Genomic DNA, 17,752 nt, shown 5'->3' on the forward strand with positions numbered 1-17,752 from the left:
TTCTACCCGACGTCGGCCTAACTGCCTGATCAAAAAATGTACACTTTCCTACAGGCCTTATGGCTTCTGGCTTTCAGCCGCTTACGCTCAAGTTATCCACAGGCCGCTCCACAGCCATTGTGGGTAACACCCACCACTCAATGACAACCTGATGACGTCCACACCCGTTGTGCACTGTGGTGCAGGATGCCGTGGCGGCGAGCGAGGGCCGGGCGGTCTTTGCTGTAGCCGCCGCCGATCACGCCCATTAACGGTATGTCCCGGCCCAGGCAGTGGCGCATCACGCTTTCATCGCGGGCGGCTACGCCTTCGTCTGTCAGCTTGAGGTAACCGAGGGCGTCATCCTTATGCACATCGACGCCAGCGTCGTAGAGCACCAGGTCGGGCTGGTAGAGCGGCAGCAGGTAATTGAGGGCGTCGTCGACTACGCGCAGGTAGTCGGCATCGCCCGTGCCCATGGGCAGCGGGATGTCCCAGTCGCTCTGGGCCTTGCGCGCCGGGAAGTTCTTTTCGCAGTGCAACGACACGGTGATGGCATCCGGCGTGTCATGCAGGATGCGTGCGGTGCCATCGCCCTGGTGAACGTCGCAGTCGAAGATCAATACGCGGTTCACTCGACCGCTGGCCAGCAGGTATTGGCTGATCACCGCGAGGTCATTGAAGATGCAAAAGCCCGCCGGATTGTCGTAATGGGCGTGGTGGGTGCCGCCTGCCAGGTGACAGGCGAGGCCGTGCTCCAGCGCTTGCTCCGCCGCCAGGATCGAACCGCCTACCGCCCGCACCGTGCGCCGGGCCAGGTCTTCACTCCAGGGCAGGCCGAGGCGACGTTGGTCTTCGCGGGACAATTCGCCGCTCATGTAGCGTTCGATATACCCAGGTTCATGGGCCAGGGCCAGGATCTCCGGTGGGCATAGCTCGGGGCGCAGCAACAGGCTGTCTTCGGTCAGCCCCGTGGACACCAGGTGGTCGCGCAACAGGCGGAATTTATCCATGGGGAACCGGTGGTCCGCCGGGAACTCGGGGCTGTAGTCATCGTGGTAGATCAATGGCAAAGGCATGGGATTTTCTGACGGGAACCTGCGAAGGATCTTACCAGCGCTGTACACTCACGCACATGGCAAGGGGAGGGGACCCATGGAGCCGATACTCGAATTGGAAAGTGCACGTCTGGTGATGCGCCAATGGCGCGACACGGACCTGCCGGACTTTGCGCGCATGTGCGCTGACCCGCAGGTGATGCGCTATTTCCCGGCCAGGCTGAGCCATCTGGAAAGCGCCGCGCTGATCGGGCGGATTCGCGGCCATTTTGCCGAGTACGGCTTTGGTTTCTGGGCGTTGCAACGCAAAGATACCGGCGCCTTCATCGGCCTGACCGGGCTGCAGCATGTCGGCTTTGACGCGGGGTTTACCCCAGCAGTGGAAATCGGCTGGCGCCTGGCCCGTGAGCATTGGGGCCTGGGTTATGCCAGCGAGGCGGCGTGGACCGCGCTGCGCTGTGGGTTCGACCGTTTGCAATTGGATGAGATCGTCGCCTTCACCACCGAAGCCAATCTGCCATCACAAAAAGTCATGCAGGCCATCGGTATGCATTACGATCCCCAGGCCGACTTTGAACACCCCCAGGTCGCAGCCGATGACCCGCTGCGCCCACATGTTTTGTACCGCATCACCCGCGCCCAATGGTTGGACACGTTGCACGGATAGCAGCCCGGAATGCCCCATAGATTGTAGGAGTTGCTCTATGAGCCAAGTATTGGAAGATCTGGTGAACCTGCTGACCCTGGAGCCGATCGAGGAAAACCTCTTTCGCGGCCGCAGCCAGGACCTGGGTTTTCGCCAACTGTTCGGCGGCCAGGTGCTCGGCCAGTCGCTGTCGGCCGCCAGCCAGACCGTTGAAGAAGCGCGCCACGTGCACTCGTTGCACGGTTATTTCCTGCGCCCCGGCGATGCCGCATTGCCGGTGGTGTATTCGGTCGACCGGGTGCGTGATGGCGGCAGTTTCAGCACGCGCCGCGTGACCGCGATCCAGAAGGGCCATCCGATTTTCACCTGCACCACCTCGTTCCAGTACGACGAAGAAGGCTTCGAGCACCAGACCACCATGCCCGTGGTGGTCGGCCCGGAGAACCTGCCCTCGGAACTGGAGCTGACCCAGCAGCGCGCGCACCTGATCCCCGAGCACATGCGCGAGAAGCTGCTGTGCCCCAAGCCGATTGAAGTGCGCCCGGTCACCGAAAAAGACCCGTTCAACCCGCAGCCGTCCGATCCGGTCAAGTACGTATGGTTTCGTGCCGACGGTGCTTTGGCCGACACCCCGGCGCTGCATAAATACCTGCTGGCCTACGCCTCGGACTTCGGCCTGCTGACCACTTCGCTGCTGCCCCATGGCAAGACCGTGTGGCAGAAAGACATGCAGGTCGCCAGCCTTGACCACGCGCTGTGGTTCCACGCCGACCTGCGTGCCGACGACTGGTTGCTCTACGCCATGGACAGCCCTTGGGCCGGCAATTCCCGTGGGTTCTCCCGTGGCAGCGTGTACAACCGCGCCGGGCAACTGGTGGCCTCGGTGACCCAGGAAGGCTTGATCCGCCACCGCAAGGATTGGGCATGAGCCTGAGCAACATTAAGCACTGGGTGTTCGACATGGACGGCACCCTCACCGTGGCCGTGCATGACTTTGCGGCCATTCGCGTGGCACTGGAAATCCCGCCCGAGGACGACATCCTCACGCACCTGGCGGCGTTGCCGGCGGATATCGCGGCGGCCAAACATGCGTGGTTGCTGGAGCACGAGCGCGAGCTGGCGCTGGGTTCGGTCGCCGCTGAAGGCGCGGTGGAGCTGGTGCGTGAGTTGGCCGGGCGCGGTTATCGCCTGGGCATCCTGACCCGTAATGCCCAAGAGCTGGCTCATGTGACGCTGCAAGCGATTGGCCTGGCGGACTGTTTTGCCATTGAAGATGTGCTGGGCCGTGATGACGCGCCACCCAAGCCGGATCCAGGCGGCCTGCTGAAGCTGGCGGCGGCCTGGGATGTGTCGCCGAGCGCGATGGTGATGGTGGGGGATTATCGGTTTGACCTGGATTGCGGCCGGGCGGCGGGGACCAAGACGGTGTTGGTTAACCTGCCGGAGAACCCGTGGCCGGAGTTGGCGGATTGGCATGCGCAGGATTGCGCGGTCTTGCGGCAAATGATCCAGTCCAGACATTTTGAGCCAGTTTCTTCAGGTATTACTGAGTAAACAACACCTTTTGCCCCTCGGGCGACGTAAACATCCCATCCCCGTTATGCCCCACTCCTGGCACTTCTACCAGCGTCTGGCGCAACTGCGGATGACGTTGCTTGAGGTAGTCAAAATAGTTGTGCCCACGTATCAGTCGATACGCGCCCTGCGTCTCGGCCTCACAGCTTTTATCCAGCGCCGGGTGGTTCGGGTCGGTGTCTTGCTGGCCCAGCAGGTAGGTGATGTCCCGTGACACATAGGCCTGTTCCAGCTGTTCGGCGCTCTGGCCCTTGGCATAAGCCGGCAGGTGTTGCAGACCGTATTTCCAGTCGTTGAAACCGGGGCAGTTGGCGGTGTCGAACGGCACTGGCCGCTGCGGGCTGAAGTAGGCGTAGGACGAAGGATTGGCCACCACATACCGCAGGCGGATACCTTCGTTTTGCAGGGTGGGATGATCATGGCCCATGAGGGCGAAGCGCTGCACCACTTGGCCACCGCCGGAATGACCAGCGACGACGATGTCCTTCAAGGCCGGAAACAGTGTGCGGTTGCCCAGGTGCTTGATGATCTGGTCGAGGGCGCCGTACGAGCTGACCTGGCCGGGACCGGTGGAAGGCTCGCCGGCCATCCAGTCGTTGCCATTCCAGCGCAGGACTTGCCCGTCCAAATGGTTGCGCTTCACATCAGAAGCATTCAGAAACTGCGGCGCAATCACCAGCGTGTTCGCGCCCACACCTGCATGCTCGGCGGCATCGACACCACTTTGCAGGTAGGTCTGCGCATTGCGCAGCCGGCCATGCACGATGATCAACACGCGGGACACGTTGGGCAGCGGCTGGCGCCAGTCCTGGCTTACGCCGAGGCTGAGGTCGCCGGCGTCCAGGTGGAAACGATCGGGGCTGACGATTTTGACGCCGTGTTCCGCCGCCAGGGCGGAGCACGACACGACTAGACCCATCAGCAAACCCAATCGTTTATTCATTTAAAGACTCTTGGCGGTGAAGGTGTCGCACTGTGTGATCTGGCCCTGGGCGAAGCCCGTCTTGAACCAGCGAACCCGCTGCGCCGAGGTGCCGTGGGTAAACGAGTCCGGCACCACGCGGCCCTGACCCTGTTGCTGCAAACGGTCATCGCCGATGGCGTTGGCGGCGTTCAGGGCTTCTTCAATGTCGCCGGGCTCCAGCCAGTTCAGGCGTTTTTGCGCACGGTTGGCCCACACGCCGGCAAAACAGTCGGCTTGCAGTTCCTGGCGTACCAGCAGGCCGCCGTCGCCTTGCATCTGCCGGCCCTGTTGGCGTGCGGCCTGGATCTTCGAGGAAATCCCGAGCAACGTCTGCACATGGTGCCCAACTTCGTGGGCGATCACGTAGGCCTGGGCGAAATCGCCGGCGGCCTGGAAGCGTTGGGACATTTCCCGGAAGAAATCCAGGTCCAGATAGACCTGCTGGTCCGCCGGGCAATAGAACGGACCGCTGGCCGAGGTGGCACCGCCACAGGCGGAATTGACCCGGCCACGGAACAGGATCAGTTTCGGGTTCTTGTAGGTCAGGCCGTTTTCCTGGAACACCTGGCCCCAGGTGTCTTCGGTATCGCCGAGCACGGCGCGGACGAAATCGGCCTGTTCATCATTGGCCGGTGGCGCCTGGCGCGACTGTGTGCTGACCGACGGTGCCTGTTCCATCTGGCCGGTCAATTGGCCGAGGATCTGCATCGGGTCCTGGCCGGTCAGCCAGCCAATGCCGACGATCAGCACAATCGCCGTCAGACTCAGGCCCTTGCCACCGCCAAAGCGCATGCCGCCACCGCCGCCGCCACTGTCATCGCGGGCATCCACCACGTTGTCGCTGCGTCGGCCTTTTTTCCATAGCATGGGGGCAATCCTCTTGATGAACGGTCCTACAAAGATGTGGGTTGAGTATGGCCGGTATTAGCGGCAATACCCTTCGCCGGTGTCGACGATCAGGCAGTCTTTTTTATCTGCCAGCCATTTCAAACCAGTGGCTTCACCGTCGCCGGCACGCAGCAATTGCGGGCCGTCCGGGCGGGTGAAAGCGATGCCGTCTTCGGAGGCCTCACCCTTGAAGGTGCCGGAATCGTCCGCATCCAGGCCGTATTGCATGGTGAGCACGTAGTGGCCACGGCCGATGGCGTCGTCCTTGGCGATGGTCAGGTTCAGGCCTTCGACGCCGATCCACTTGCCGACCCATTTGTCGGTCGGTGGTGTCTCCGGCACCAGGGTGGCCTGCACGGAGGCGGGTGCGGGTTTAGGTGCGTCCTGGGCTTGCTGGTTGCAGGCGGTGAGCAGGGCAAGGGTGGAAAGAGCAAAGAGGGTTTTTTTCATAGCAGCAGGCCTTGGTTAAAAAGTGTGCAGCACGGGGGCGAACGTGCAGGGTTGGACTCGATTCCCATGATTTAGTGCGCTGTTCGCCCGGTGTTTGGTTATGCTCTTGGGGCAGACTCCGACCCGGCTGCTAGATTACCGGGTTGAGCGCTATTTCGTTCAGTGCTCGGTGTTCCGTCCGCCACGCAAGAGAATTCCATGACCGTCAGTACCCCGCTGTCCGGCGTCAACCATCCCTTCAAAGGCATTGTGCTGATTGTGGCGGCGACGTTCCTGTTCTCCAGCCACGACGCCTTGTCCAAATACCTGGCCGGGTTCTACCCGATTGTGATGGTGGTGTGGGCGCGCTACGTGGTGCACACCTTGTTGATGGCCGGGATTTTCCTGCCGCAATCGGGGCTGCGCGTGCTGCGCAGCAAGCGGCCCGGCATGCAGATGGTGCGGGCCCTGTGCCTATTGGGCACCAGCCTGTTTTTTACCTCGGCGCTGCATTACATCCCATTGGCGGAAGCCACGGCGGTGAACTTCCTGGCGCCGATCCTGGTAACCGCGCTGTCGTTGCCGCTGCTGGGTGAGCACGTCACGCGTGGCCAGTGGCTGGCAGTGATCTGCGGGTTTGTCGGCGTGCTGGTGATCATCCATCCCGGCGGTGAACTCTTCACCCCGGCGGTGTTGCTGCCGCTGTGCTCGGCGCTGTTTTTCTGCTTCTACCAGTTGCTCACCCGCATCCTCAGCCAGTACGACACACCGACCACCAGCAATTTCTTCGCCGGGCTGTGCAATACCTTGGTGATGAGCGCAATGGTGCCGTTCTTCTGGCAGATCCCGACGCTGTGGCACGGAGTGATGATGCTGGTGCTGGGCACGTGCGGGATGACCGCGCACCTGATGCTGACCCAGGCGTTCCGCTTTGCGGCGCCGGCCTTGCTGGCGCCATTCGGCTATTGCCAGATCGTGTTTGCGGGGTTGTTGGGTTGGCTGGTGTTCAGTCATACCCCCGATATGACCACGGTGGTCGGTATCGGGGTGATTTGCATGAGCGGGTTGGCCGCTGCCTGGCAGCAGCGGCGTCGATAGGTCAGGGGATAGCTCTGGGGGATGGCTCAGACGTCTACGGTAGGAATCCTGCGCGGCGCCATGAAGTACATCCAGGTCAGCGCAATGAAGTACATCGCCGGGATCAAGGTGAACAACACGGTGTAGTTGTTGTTGGTCACGGTGAGGATATGGCCGACGATCTGGGTCATGAACATGCCGCCGATGGCCGCGCACATGCCGCCGAAGCCGAACACGGTGCTCATCATGTGCTTGGGCGTGTAGTCCATCACCAGGCTCCAGATATTCGCGGTCCAGGCCTGGTGCGCGCCGATGGCCAGGGAGATGGCAAATACCGCGACCCACAATTCGCTGGAACCGGCCGCCATGATCACGCCGACGATGCAGCAGGCAAACAGCAGCATCGACAGCAAACGCGCCTTGATCGAGTTCATCCCGCGGCCGATCAGGAATGACGACAGGATGCCCCCGCCCACGCTGCCGAAGTCGGCGGTCAGGTAGATGATGATCAGCGGGATGCCCATCTGGGTCACGTTGATGCCCAGGTTGTATTGCTGGTTCAAAAACGGCGGCAGCCAATACAGGTAGAACCAGAACACCGGCGCGGTCAGCGCGTAGGCAATCGCAAAAGCCCAGGTGCCGCGCATGCGCAGGATGCGGCTGAACGGTACGCCAGGCTGTTCCGGCTCGACTTCCCGTTGCACGTAGTCCAATTCGGATTGTTTAACGCTCGGATGATCTTCCGGGTTGTAGTACTTCAAACCCCAGAACACCAGCCAGATCGCGCCCAGCGACGCCATGCACAGGAAGGCAGCCTGCCAGCCCCACACATGCAGGATCAGCGGCAGCAGCATCGGCGTCATCATTGCGCCAACGTTGGTGCCGGCGTTGAAGATCCCGGTGGCCACCGCACGTTCACCCGCAGGGAACCACAACCGCGTGGTCTTGACGCAAGCCGGGTAGTTGGCGGCTTCGGTCAGCCCGAGGATAAAACGGCAGACCATAAAGCCGACGGCCGAGGTCGCCAGGCCGTGGGCGCCGGTGGCCAGGCTCCAGAGCAGTACCGCGCAGAAGAACACGCGCTTCACGCCGACTTTGTCGATCAAGCGGCCTTGCAACACAAAGCCAATTGCGTAGCCCACCTGGAACCAGAAGTTGATGTTGGCGTAGTCCATCGCCGTCCAGCTCATCTCTTTGGCGAGGATCGGTTGCATGACACCGAGGGCGGCGCGGTCGATGTAATTGAGGGTGGTGGCGAAGAACACCAGGGCCAACATGCCCCAGCGGGTTTTACCGACGGCCATGGCGCCGCGGATCTTGTCGCCGATGCCGGCGTGCGGGGTGCCGGGGCGCGAGGCCAGGGCGGAGTTTTGCGAAGGCATGTGGTTGTACCCGTTTTTTGAAATTTTTATGGTGTGTTCTGGGTCTTTTATAAACGTTTGTAGCGGGATCGATGGTGCGCAGCGGCTAAAAAATCGTCAATTCGCCAAAGAGGCTTAGTGTTCGATAATCGCACCAAAAACTAACCGGTTCGTACATTTTAATTGCTGCGTGTAGGCTGGGGGCGAATAATTTGCCACAAACAACAATTGCCGGGAGTCGTCCATGCAACGTTCCATTGCCACCGTTTCATTGAGCGGCACCCTGCCGGAAAAACTCGAAGCCATTGCCGCCGCCGGGTTTGATGGGGTTGAGATCTTCGAGAACGACCTGTTGTATTACGACGGCAGCCCCCGTGAAGTTAGGCAGATGTGCGCGGACCTCGGCATTGCCATCACCTTGTTTCAGCCCTTTCGTGACTTTGAAGGCTGCCGCCGCGACCGCCTGGCGCGCAACCTGGAGCGGGCCGAGCGCAAATTCGACCTGATGCAGGAACTGGGCACCGACCTGGTGCTGGTGTGCAGTAATGCCTCGGCCGATTGCGTCGGCGATCAACAGATTTTGCTCGATGACCTGAGCCTGCTGGCCGAACATGCCGGCCGTCGTGGCTTGCGCATCGGTTATGAAGCGCTGGCCTGGGGCAAGCACGTGAACACCTGGCAACACGTGTGGAACCTGGTGCGTCAGGTCGATCACCCAAGCCTCGGCGTGTTGCTCGACAGCTTCCATACCCTGTCGCTCAAGGGCGACCCAAGTGCCATTGCCGAGATCCCCGGCGACAAGATCTTCTTCGTGCAAATGGCCGACGCGCCGATCCTGGCCATGGACGTGTTGGAGTGGAGCCGGCATTTCCGTTGTTTCCCCGGCCAGGGCGAGTTTGATCTGGCGGGCTTTCTGGCACCGATCATCAAGAGTGGCTATACCGGGCCGTTGTCCCTGGAAATTTTCAACGATGGTTTCCGCGCTGCGCCAACCCGTGCCAATGCCGCCGATGGCCTGCGTTCGCTGCTGTACCTGGAAGAGAAAACCCGCCAGCGCCTGGCCGAAGAAGCGCCTGCCACACCGGTCGATATCCTCTTCGAAACCCCGGCGGCGAGTGAGTATGACGGCATTGAGTTCCTCGAATTTGCCGTGGATGAAAACCTCGGCGCCAAGCTGACGAACTGGCTGGAACGCCTGGGGTTCGTCAAGGCCGGGCAGCACCGCTCCAAGAGCGTGAGCCTGCTGCGTCAGGGTGATATCAACCTGATCCTCAACTGCGAACCCTATTCCTTCGCCCATAATTTTTTCGAAGCCCATGGTCCGTCCTTGTGCGCCACGGCGATCCGGGTCAAGGACAGCGCCAAGGCCCTGGAGCGAGCGGTCGCCTATAAAGGCCAACCCTATCGCGGCCTGGTCGGCCCCAACGAGCTGGAACTGGCGGCCGTGCGCGCACCGGATGGCAGCCTGATCTACCTGGTGGACCCAAGCGAAGGCGGGCTGTATGACACCGACTTCAACCTGCAAACTGCCTCGACCGACGCCGGCGGTTTGCTGCGCATCGACCATATGGCCATGGCCCTGCCGGCCGACAGCCTCGACAGTTGGGTGCTGTTCTACAAGAGCCTGCTGGACTTTGAAGCCGATGACGAAGTGGTGCTGCCCGACCCTTACGGCCTGGTCAAAAGCCGCGCCTTGCGCAGCCGTTGCAGCTCGATCCGCCTGCCGCTGAACATCTCCGAAAACCGCAATACCGCGATTTCCCACGCGCTATCGAGCTATCGGGGCTCCGGCGTGCACCACATTGCCTTCGACTGTGCGGATATTTTCGCCGAAGTGCGCCGTGCCAAAGAGGCCGGCGTGCCGCTGCTGGACATTCCGCTCAACTACTACGACGACCTGGCCGCACGTTTCGATTTCGACGACGAGTTCCTCAGCGAGCTGGCGTACTACAACGTGTTGTACGACCGCGACGCCCAGGGCGGTGAGTTGTTTCATGTGTACACCGAACCCTTCGAGGGGCGGTTTTTCTTCGAGATCATCCAGCGCAAGAATGGCTATGCCGGCTACGGCGCGGCCAACGTGGCGGTGCGTCTGGCGGCAATGGCCAAGTCCCGCAGCGGTGCGGTGCGCCAGGCACGTTTATAAGGGGTTGTCGGGTGCTTCCTTCGGGGAGCACCGGGGCCCATAATCGCGGCCTGCACAATAAAAATGGCCGTGAGCGCACCATGACCTCAAGTCCCGAACTCCCCGAGGTGCAAGCCGCACCGCGCAAGAGTCGTAAGAACAACCCGGAAAAGACCCGCGAAAACATCCTTCAGGAAGCCATTGTGGAGTTTGTCCAACAGGGCCTGTCCGGCGCGCGCGTGGACGCCATCGCCGAGCGCATCCACACCTCCAAACGCATGATCTATTACTACTTCGGCAGTAAGGAGCAGTTGTACGTCGAGGTATTGGAGAAGCTCTACGGCGATATCCGCAACACCGAAACGCGCATGAACCTGACCGAGCTGGAGCCGCGAGAGGCGATTCGTCGGCTGGTGGAGTTCACCTTTGATCACCACGATCAGAACGTGGACTTTGTGCGGATCGTCAGCATCGAAAATATCCACAATGCCGAGTACGTGAAACGCACCGACACGATCAAGGCGATGAACAGCAAGATCCTTGAGGGGTTGGGCGCGACCCTGCGTCGGGGCGCGGAAATGGGCGTGTTCCGTGAGGGCCTGGAACCGCTGGATGTGCACTTGCTGATCAATTCATTCAGCTTTTACCGGGTGTCCAACCGCCATACGTTCAGTGAGATTTTTCAGATCGAACTGTCGGATGACGTGGTTAAACAGCGCCATCGCGAGATGATCTGTGAGTCGGTGTTGCGGTATCTGCAGGCTTGAGTGACCCGATTGGAATGCATTCCAATGTAGGAGGGCAAACAAGCCCGCTCACCACAATGTTATGTGTAAGCCTTTGAGAGTTGTATGGATACCAATGGCCATCGGGGGCAAGCTCCCTCCCACATTTCAGGTATTCATGCTCTTGAAGTGCGCCAGCATCCGCTGTGCATTCGCCACCTCGCCACTGAACAACTCAAACGCCTTCACCGCCTGAAACACCGCCATGTTGCCGCCATCCAGCGTGCGGCAACCCAAGGCGCGGGCATCGCGCAGCAGTTCGGTTTCCAGCGGGAAATACACGATTTCAGCCACCCATAGTTCGGCTCTCAGCAGCGCCGCAGGTACGGGAGTGCCGGGCAGTTTGGCCATGCCCATCGGCGTGGTGTTGACCAGGCCATCGGCCTCGGCCACCGCGTTTTCCAAATCCTGACCCACTTGTGCACGGCCGTTGCCGAAACGCTGGGCGAGGTTATCCACAAGGTCGCGGGCGCGGCTGACGTCTACGTCGAAAATACTCAAGTGCTCCACACCTTCTGCCAATAACGCGTGCGCTACCGCGGCGCCCGCACCACCGGCGCCCATCTGCACCACGCGATGGCGCGGTACATCATTCAGGTTGCGCCGGAAACCTTCGGCGAAGCCCAGGCAATCGGTGTTGTGGCCAATGCGTTTGCCGTTCTTGAACACCACCGTATTCACCGCGCCGATGCCCCTGGCTTCGTCGGACAGTTCATCGAGCAACGGTAGGATCGCCTGCTTGCACGGGTAGGTAATGTTCAGCCCGGTGAAGTGCATCAACTCCGCAGCGTCCAGCAGATCGGGCAGGGCGTTGATGTCCAGGTGCAGGGGCTCAAGGTCAATCAGGCGATACAAGTACCGCAGCCCTTGGGCATCGCCTTCCTGCTCATGCAGGGCGGGGGTGCGGGAAGCCTGGATACCGGCGCCGATCAGGCCAGCGAGGATGCGCGGTTTCATTGAGCCGATCCTTTCAGCAACTGGCTGAAGTGCTCCAGTGCCAGGTGATAGCCGTGGCTGCCAAACCCGGCGAGCACCGCTTTGGCGATGGGCGACACAAAGGAGTGATGACGAAACGCTTCACGGGCATGCACGTTGGATAAATGCACTTCGATCACTGGCACTTCACTGGCCACCAGCGCATCACGAATCGCCACCGAGGTGTGGGTCCAGGCCGCCGGGTTGATCACGATACCGGCGCAACGATTACGGGCGCTGTGGATCCAGTCCAGCAGTTCGCCTTCGTGGTTGGTCTGGCGAAATTCGATTTTCAGCCCGAGCTTGTCCGCGCTGCGTCCGCACAGGGCGGCGACGTCGGCCAGGGTTTCGTGGCCATAGGTGGCAGGCTCGCGGGTGCCGAGCAGGTTGAGGTTGGGGCCGTTGAGCACCAGCACGATAGGCGGCATTGGGGGTATCTCCACAGTTCTTGTTCGTTGTGTGGATAAAATGTACTGGTTAGTTAATTTGGTCAATTGATGGCAACGGATGTGTTCGATTACCGAACTTTTAATCAGGCGTGTCCTACGGATGAATCAGATTCGATATCAATTGAAAATCATTCTCGACAACGCTTAAGATGCCCGCGTGTTTCCTTTACATTCCAGGGAGTCGGTTTGTCGGACGTGGATCTCAAGGGCCTGTTTCTCAAGCACGCCGATACCCTGCGCGGGTATCTGGCCCGCAAGGTACGGGACCCGCAGTTGGCGGCCGACCTGGTGCAGGAGAGTTTCCTGCGCCTGGCGGAAAAACCGGCCGGCGAGCGCATCGACAATTCCCAGGGCTATCTCTATCGAACGGCGAGCAATCTGCTGATCGACCATATTCGCCAGGAAGCACGGCGCAAGACCGATTCCGTGCCCCATGAGGCGTTGGCCGAGATTGAAGATGACGTGGCCGGGTTGGAGGCTCAGGCAATGGCGCAGCAACAGCGGCAGGCATTGAAGCAGGCATTGGCGCAGCTGCCGGAACGAACCCAGCAGATCTTCCGTCTGAACCGTATAGAGGGCATGACCCACGCCCAGGTTGCCCGGCACCTGGACATCTCCGACAGTTCCGTGCAAAAGCACCTGGCCAAGGCATTGGCGTACGTGATGCAGCGCTTGCAGGACGGTGAGGTGACGCCATCCGACGAATGAATTACGGAAAATTGCCAGGTCAGACGTCACAGCGTTATATAACGAAAAATTCGAGATTCACACGTGAATAGCCAGGGTCCGCAGCAGCACAGCATTACCGAGGCGGCCGCCGATTGGGCGGTGCGCCTGCACGCCGGTGCCCTGACCGACCAGGAGCAGGCCGAGCTGCGCCAGTGGATCGCCTGCGACAGCCGCCATGAAGGGGCGTTGCGTTATGCCGAGCGGACCTGGGCGGCGTTGGGCGAGGTGCATAAGGACGAACCGGCGCATCGCCAGCGTCCGTCGTCGGCGATGCCGCCGGTGCGCCGAACCCCGCGACGCAGGCCGTGGCAACGTGCGGCGGCGGTGGCGCTGGTTGTGGTGGTGGCCGGCGTGGGCTGGGTGCGCGGGCCGGACGCCTGGCTGCGCATGCAGGCCGATTACGTCACCCAAAAAGGTGAAGTGCGCACCGTGCACCTGGCCGATGGCAGCACGGTGGAGCTGGATTCCGCCAGCGCCATCCGCCTGGACTACGACGGCGTGCAGCGGCGCATCAGCCTGATCCAGGGTTCGGCGATTTTTGACGTGGCGCCGATGGTGGGTAAGGAAACCCGGCCTTTCGTGGTGCAGAGCGCCGGCGGGCAGACGCAGGCGTTGGGCACGCGGTTTGTGGTGCAGCGCGAGGACGACCGCCACGGCTGGGTCGGCGTGTTGCAACACAGCGTTGAAGTCTCCCTGCACGCCACACCGAAAAACGGCCCGAGCGATCATGTGCTCAAGCAGGGCCAGGCCGCGCGCTTCAGCCCCGAACAGGGCATCGTGCCCCTGGATCAATTTGATGTCGACCGTGCCACCAGTTGGCGGCGCGGCGTGTTGATCTTTGATCGCCAGCCGCTGGCCAAGGTCATTGAACAACTCAACCGCTACCGGCCCGGCCAGGTGGTGTTGACCCATTCCGACCTGGGCGAGCGTGAAGTCAGCGGTGTGTTCCGCCTCGACATGCTCGATACGGCCCTCGGCACCCTGACTCAGGAACTCCAGGTGCAACGCTTGGACCTGGCAGGCCTCAGCCTCATCTACTGATGACCCGGTGGGAGTCGCGCTCTCACCCGCTTGAAACCCCTCGCACAAAAACTATTAAAAAAACCTTACTGACTTCCTGTGCCTCGTACGTCTTGCTATGTGAGAAGCATTCGCATAAACAAAAATACGATCAGCGTAGGGAAAGCCAGAAATGTCAGCACTCACCAAGGGGCGTATCACCGGTAGCCGGTTAGCCCTGGTCATCCACTTGGGCCTGTTCGCCGCAACGGCACCCGTGTACGCGGCGGCGCCTCAAGTGGGCGCGGCCCAGCCCGCCGTGCTGACGTTCGATATTCCTGCGCAGTCCTTGGGCAGTGCCGTATTGGCCTTTGCCGACCAGGCCGGTTTGCAGGTGCTGTTCGACAGCCCGCGCCTGCAAGGTTTGAGCAGCACCGCGCTCAAAGGCAGCTTCAGCGTTCAGGAAGGCCTGGGCCGTTTGCTCGGTGCCGCGCCGGTGGAATATCGCTTTACCAGCGAGCGCCAGGTGACCCTCAACCGCGTCAGCGATGATCACGACGGCGCCATGACCGTTGGCACCACCACCATCACCGGCAACACCAACGGCCAGGCCAGCGACTGGGTGTACCAGACCCCAAAGTCCGTGGCGGTGATCAGCCGTGACATGATCGATAAACGCCCGCCCCGTCACGCCGCCGACATGCTTGAAGAAACCGCCGGCGTCTACACCGCAGTGAACCAGCGCGACCCCGGCCTCTCGGTGAACATTCGCGGCGTGCAGGACTACGGCCGCGTGAACATGAACATCGACGGCATGCGCCAGAACTTCAACGTCAATGGCCACCAGCAACGCAACGGCACCATGCTGATCGACCCGGAGTTCATCTCCAGCATCGAGATCGACAAGGGCAGCCAGTCGGGGCAGGGCGGGGCAGCGGTGTTGGGCGGAATTGCCTCGTTCAAGACTTTGGATGCCAGTGAGTTTCTCAAAGACGGCAAGGAGTACGGCGGCCGCCTGCGTGCCGGCAGCGGTATCGGCGAGCTGGGCAACGGCACCGACTTCAACGGCAGCGGCGTATTCGCCTTTGGCGATGAGCGCGGCGATGTGTTGCTGGGCTACAGCGAGCGGCATTTTGGCAACTACCGCGCCGGCAAGCACAACGACGACAACCTGGGCACCAACCTGCGGGCCCGAAAGTACGCCCCGGCGGCCTTCGACGACTGGTTGAACAGCGAAGTCGGTGACACCGGCAGCGTGACCCGCTCGCAGATCGTCAAGTTCGGCCTGAACTTGCCCAACGACCAGCGTGTGCAGTTGAGCTACCTGGAAAGCGACACCGACAGTAACGATGCCTGGGGCTATATCGCCGATGACCTTCAGAGCACCTATTACGTGCGCACCAGCAAAAACAATCTCAATGCGAAAAACATTGCGCTGGACTACAGCTACAGCCCGGACAACGCGCTGATCGATCTCAAGGCCAAGCTCTATTACGTCACCACCCAGATGGATCGCGGCAATAGCCCCAACCAGTCGTCGCCAGGCACCGGTAACTACGTCGGTGCCTACACCGATCACTTCCAGACCGACACCTGGGGCCTGCAGGGTGACAACACCTCGCGGTTTGATTTCGGCGAGCGAGGGCATGTCACCTGGAATTACGGTGTGGAGCTGTATCAGGACGAGTTCAAGCCACGCACCAACAAAGTTGAAGCCACCAACAACCTGGGCTTGTTGCCTTACGCAGAGGGCAGTACTCCAGGAGGCAAACGCACCATCGCCAGCCTGTTCAACAACGCGCAGTACGAATATGGCGGCTGGCTGACCCTGGATGCGGGCCTGCGTTATGACCGCTATCGGCTTGAAGGCGAAACCGGCATGACGCTGTACCGGCGTGATCGCTTCTACAACAGCCTCGTCGGCGCCAGGCGTGTCGCGGAAGTGATTGAGGTTGACCGTGAAGAAGGCCAGTTTTCCCCCACCTTCGGTCTCGCGGTGAAACCGGGCCTGGACTGGCTGCAACTCTATACCCGTTGGGGCAAGGGCTGGCGGCCACCGGCGGTCACCGAAACCTTCATGACCGGCCGCCCCCATAGCGGCGGTTCGGGAGAGCGCGTCTTCCCCAACCCGTACCTCAAGCCTGAAGAATCGCGGGATTGGGAAGTGGGCATGAATGTCTTCAAGGAAGGCTTGTTCTTCAGTGACGATCGCCTCGGCATGAAAGTGGCTTACTTCGATACCCGGATTGAAAACTTCTCTTTCCTCAACACCAGCGTCAGCTTGCCGGAAACCCAGGTGGGTGGATTTCTCGGGACCATGGCGTACGTCAATAACACCAACCCGACGCGCTTTCGCGGGGTCGAATACCAGCTCAATTACGACATGGGGCGCGCATACGCTAACCTCAGCTACACCCACATGATCGGCAGCAATGAGTTCTGCTCGAAGAACTACTACATGGGCGGCGCCAAGACCACCGGGCCCAGAACCACGCGCCTGGAGCGTTTCACACTGCCGGATGGGCGCATCAGCATACGGCCGGTCACCACTTATGAAGTGCTGGATGACGACGTCGCCAACAACCAGGAAAGCTGCGGGCGAATCATGGGTAACGCCACATACATGCCTGCCGATCGCGGCTCGCTGACGCTGGGTGCGCGCTTTCTGGAAAAACGCCTGGATACCGGTGTACGTGTGCGCTACAGCTCGGGCAACGGCGAAAACCTCAATCAGCAGGGCTACGAACTGATGGATCAGGCGATGTGGCCCAAGTACACGCTCTATGACCTGTACGCCAGTTACTGGATGACGGATCAACTGAACATTGCCCTGGCGTTGGAAAACGCCACCGATGAAGCCTATTTCGTTGCCATGGGCGACGCCAACAACCTCAGCCTGGCACGCGGGCGAACCCTGAGCGGAATGTTGGAATACAAATTCTGATCAGCGTGCGCAGGCAGCTGATTAACGGTTTTGCCCATGGGTGGGCAAAAAGGCACGCCGCACCGGCGTGTTCATCAAAAACGTTGTTTAACGAGGTTCAGTGATGACTATTTCTGTTAGCTACGATTCGGGCCTGGGTTCTCTGTCGGTATCGGACTACCTGAGTGCCTGGGCGGTGGGGTTCAACACCGCAGGTCACGGCACCAGTAACACGGGTGGTTTCAGCAACGGCACCCTCAGCGGCGATCAGTATTCGACCCACGGCGCCAACAACTCCGAGTACGCGTTCATCGCCGACAGCGACACCAGCAATGGCCTGCACTATGTGTTCAACCCGTCGCTGCCCGCCAGCAGCAACCTGAACCACTACCTGTGGGGCGACCTGGATAATGTGCAACTGGGCACAGGCCTGGGCGGCGGCAGTGGCAGCGACTTCAGCCTGAGCGACTTCAAAGTCGCGTTCAACGGCCTCGACCTGAGCGCCGCCGAGGGTGCAGGCCGGGCGGGCAACGAGGTCCAAAGCGTGATCTACGGCTTGATGCAGGGCAATACCGCCGCCCTGGAAACCGTGCTCAACAACCTGCTCGACGACTTTGGCCTGTCCACTGCCAGCACCTTCGACGAAGTGTCTGCGGGCCTGGCGGCACACGCCAGCGCAGTGTCCAGCGACGTTGCCCTGGTGGGTGTGCAAGACGTGGCCCAGGACTGGGCACTCGCCGCCTGAGCCGGCTGCTGCATGAAAAAAGCGAATGGAAGATCGCTCTCCCAT

The 17,752-nt window shown here is 61.0% G+C and carries 17 protein-coding genes; 10 read left to right on the top strand and 7 right to left on the bottom strand.

Features of this window, described 5'->3' with window-relative positions:
• Positions 1-137: 137 nt before the first annotated feature.
• Positions 138-1,058 (bottom strand): histone deacetylase, encoded by a 921-nt coding sequence (locus AOA60_RS12705; RefSeq protein WP_099584708.1) that lies wholly within the window; start codon positions 1,056-1,058, stop codon positions 138-140.
• A gap of 76 nt (positions 1,059-1,134) precedes the next feature.
• Here AOA60_RS12705 and AOA60_RS12710 point away from each other — a divergent pair, with 76 nt between their 5' ends.
• Genes AOA60_RS12710 through AOA60_RS12720 form a run of 3 tightly spaced genes read left to right on the top strand, consistent with a single transcriptional unit; the run spans position 1,135 to position 3,237 of the window.
• The gene (locus AOA60_RS12710; protein WP_099584709.1) at positions 1,135-1,704 is read left to right on the top strand and encodes a GNAT family N-acetyltransferase; all 570 of its coding nucleotides are present in this window, start codon (positions 1,135-1,137) and stop codon (positions 1,702-1,704) included.
• A 37-nt stretch (positions 1,705-1,741) separates the two neighbouring features.
• Complete coding sequence (gene tesB, locus AOA60_RS12715) at positions 1,742-2,611, top strand: acyl-CoA thioesterase II (protein WP_099584710.1); 870 nt, start codon at positions 1,742-1,744, stop codon at positions 2,609-2,611.
• Positions 2,608-3,237 (top strand): HAD family hydrolase, encoded by a 630-nt coding sequence (locus tag AOA60_RS12720; RefSeq protein WP_099584711.1) that lies wholly within the window; start codon positions 2,608-2,610, stop codon positions 3,235-3,237. Before tesB ends, AOA60_RS12720 begins: the two co-directional genes overlap by 4 nt.
• On the opposite strand, the gene AOA60_RS12725 is transcribed toward AOA60_RS12720, so the two are convergent.
• Genes AOA60_RS12725 through AOA60_RS12735 form a run of 3 tightly spaced genes read right to left on the bottom strand, consistent with a single transcriptional unit; the run spans position 3,227 to position 5,560 of the window.
• Positions 3,227-4,201 carry an alpha/beta hydrolase gene (locus tag AOA60_RS12725; RefSeq protein WP_099584712.1) on the bottom strand — a complete coding sequence of 325 codons (975 nt, stop codon included), beginning with the start codon at positions 4,199-4,201 and terminating at the stop codon, positions 3,227-3,229. The genes AOA60_RS12720 and AOA60_RS12725 overlap by 11 nt on opposite strands.
• Positions 4,202-5,089: a neutral zinc metallopeptidase gene (locus tag AOA60_RS12730; protein ID WP_099584713.1), complete on the bottom strand. Its 888-nt coding sequence runs from the start codon at positions 5,087-5,089 to the stop codon at positions 4,202-4,204.
• A 57-nt stretch (positions 5,090-5,146) separates the two neighbouring features.
• Positions 5,147-5,560, bottom strand: a complete 414-nt coding sequence (locus AOA60_RS12735) for a membrane lipoprotein lipid attachment site-containing protein (protein ID WP_099584714.1) — start codon at positions 5,558-5,560, stop codon at positions 5,147-5,149.
• Between the two features lie 198 nt (positions 5,561-5,758).
• On the opposite strand from AOA60_RS12735, the gene AOA60_RS12740 reads away from it, so the two are divergent.
• The gene (locus tag AOA60_RS12740; RefSeq protein ID WP_099584715.1) at positions 5,759-6,637 is read left to right on the top strand and encodes a DMT family transporter; all 879 of its coding nucleotides are present in this window, start codon (positions 5,759-5,761) and stop codon (positions 6,635-6,637) included.
• A gap of 26 nt (positions 6,638-6,663) precedes the next feature.
• On the opposite strand, the gene AOA60_RS12745 is transcribed toward AOA60_RS12740, so the two are convergent.
• Positions 6,664-7,998, bottom strand: coding sequence for an MFS transporter (locus AOA60_RS12745; RefSeq protein ID WP_099584716.1), 1,335 nt, complete (start codon positions 7,996-7,998; stop codon positions 6,664-6,666).
• Between the two features lie 223 nt (positions 7,999-8,221).
• On the opposite strand from AOA60_RS12745, the gene quiC reads away from it, so the two are divergent.
• Positions 8,222-10,123 (top strand): 3-dehydroshikimate dehydratase QuiC, encoded by a 1,902-nt coding sequence (gene quiC, locus AOA60_RS12750; protein ID WP_099584717.1) that lies wholly within the window; start codon positions 8,222-8,224, stop codon positions 10,121-10,123.
• Positions 10,124-10,203: 80 nt separating this feature from the next.
• Complete coding sequence (locus AOA60_RS12755) at positions 10,204-10,869, top strand: TetR/AcrR family transcriptional regulator (protein WP_099584718.1); 666 nt, start codon at positions 10,204-10,206, stop codon at positions 10,867-10,869.
• A gap of 126 nt (positions 10,870-10,995) precedes the next feature.
• Here AOA60_RS12755 and AOA60_RS12760 read toward each other — a convergent pair whose 3' ends face one another.
• Positions 10,996-11,844, bottom strand: coding sequence for a shikimate dehydrogenase (locus AOA60_RS12760; RefSeq protein ID WP_099584719.1), 849 nt, complete (start codon positions 11,842-11,844; stop codon positions 10,996-10,998).
• On the bottom strand, positions 11,841-12,290 hold the full coding sequence (gene aroQ / locus AOA60_RS12765) for a type II 3-dehydroquinate dehydratase (RefSeq protein WP_099584720.1): 450 nt from the start codon (positions 12,288-12,290) through the stop codon (positions 11,841-11,843). Before aroQ ends, AOA60_RS12760 begins: the two co-directional genes overlap by 4 nt.
• 207 nt (positions 12,291-12,497) lie before the next feature.
• On the opposite strand from aroQ, the gene AOA60_RS12770 reads away from it, so the two are divergent.
• The 4 genes from AOA60_RS12770 (at position 12,498) to AOA60_RS12785 (ending at position 17,707) form a co-directional block, all read left to right on the top strand.
• A complete protein-coding gene (locus tag AOA60_RS12770; RefSeq protein WP_099584721.1) occupies positions 12,498-13,019 on the top strand; it encodes an RNA polymerase sigma factor in 522 nt (173 codons plus the stop codon).
• A 63-nt stretch (positions 13,020-13,082) separates the two neighbouring features.
• Positions 13,083-14,081: a FecR family protein gene (locus tag AOA60_RS12775; protein ID WP_099584722.1), complete on the top strand. Its 999-nt coding sequence runs from the start codon at positions 13,083-13,085 to the stop codon at positions 14,079-14,081.
• Between the two features lie 151 nt (positions 14,082-14,232).
• Positions 14,233-16,983, top strand: coding sequence for a TonB-dependent receptor (locus AOA60_RS12780; RefSeq protein WP_099584723.1), 2,751 nt, complete (start codon positions 14,233-14,235; stop codon positions 16,981-16,983).
• Positions 16,984-17,086: 103 nt separating this feature from the next.
• Complete coding sequence (locus AOA60_RS12785; protein ID WP_099584724.1) at positions 17,087-17,707, top strand: heme acquisition protein HasA; 621 nt, start codon at positions 17,087-17,089, stop codon at positions 17,705-17,707.
• The last annotated feature ends 45 nt before the right edge of the window (positions 17,708-17,752 follow it).

The organism is Pseudomonas sp. 2822-17 (genome assembly GCF_002742485.1).
Taxonomy (GTDB): domain Bacteria; phylum Pseudomonadota; class Gammaproteobacteria; order Pseudomonadales; family Pseudomonadaceae; genus Aquipseudomonas; species Aquipseudomonas cyclaminis.

Coding starts and splice junctions, on each gene's coding strand:
- AOA60_RS12705 (WP_099584708.1), bottom strand. CDS start 1,058: ATGCCTTTGCCATTGATCTACCACGATGACTACAGCCCCGAGTTCCCG.
- AOA60_RS12710 (WP_099584709.1), top strand. CDS start 1,135: ATGGAGCCGATACTCGAATTGGAAAGTGCACGTCTGGTGATGCGCCAA.
- tesB (WP_099584710.1), top strand. CDS start 1,742: ATGAGCCAAGTATTGGAAGATCTGGTGAACCTGCTGACCCTGGAGCCG.
- AOA60_RS12720 (WP_099584711.1), top strand. CDS start 2,608: ATGAGCCTGAGCAACATTAAGCACTGGGTGTTCGACATGGACGGCACC.
- AOA60_RS12725 (WP_099584712.1), bottom strand. CDS start 4,201: ATGAATAAACGATTGGGTTTGCTGATGGGTCTAGTCGTGTCGTGCTCC.
- AOA60_RS12730 (WP_099584713.1), bottom strand. CDS start 5,089: ATGCTATGGAAAAAAGGCCGACGCAGCGACAACGTGGTGGATGCCCGC.
- AOA60_RS12735 (WP_099584714.1), bottom strand. CDS start 5,560: ATGAAAAAAACCCTCTTTGCTCTTTCCACCCTTGCCCTGCTCACCGCC.
- AOA60_RS12740 (WP_099584715.1), top strand. CDS start 5,759: ATGACCGTCAGTACCCCGCTGTCCGGCGTCAACCATCCCTTCAAAGGC.
- AOA60_RS12745 (WP_099584716.1), bottom strand. CDS start 7,998: ATGCCTTCGCAAAACTCCGCCCTGGCCTCGCGCCCCGGCACCCCGCAC.
- quiC (WP_099584717.1), top strand. CDS start 8,222: ATGCAACGTTCCATTGCCACCGTTTCATTGAGCGGCACCCTGCCGGAA.
- AOA60_RS12755 (WP_099584718.1), top strand. CDS start 10,204: ATGACCTCAAGTCCCGAACTCCCCGAGGTGCAAGCCGCACCGCGCAAG.
- AOA60_RS12760 (WP_099584719.1), bottom strand. CDS start 11,844: ATGAAACCGCGCATCCTCGCTGGCCTGATCGGCGCCGGTATCCAGGCT.
- aroQ (WP_099584720.1), bottom strand. CDS start 12,290: ATGCCGCCTATCGTGCTGGTGCTCAACGGCCCCAACCTCAACCTGCTC.
- AOA60_RS12780 (WP_099584723.1), top strand. CDS start 14,233: ATGTCAGCACTCACCAAGGGGCGTATCACCGGTAGCCGGTTAGCCCTG.
- AOA60_RS12785 (WP_099584724.1), top strand. CDS start 17,087: ATGACTATTTCTGTTAGCTACGATTCGGGCCTGGGTTCTCTGTCGGTA.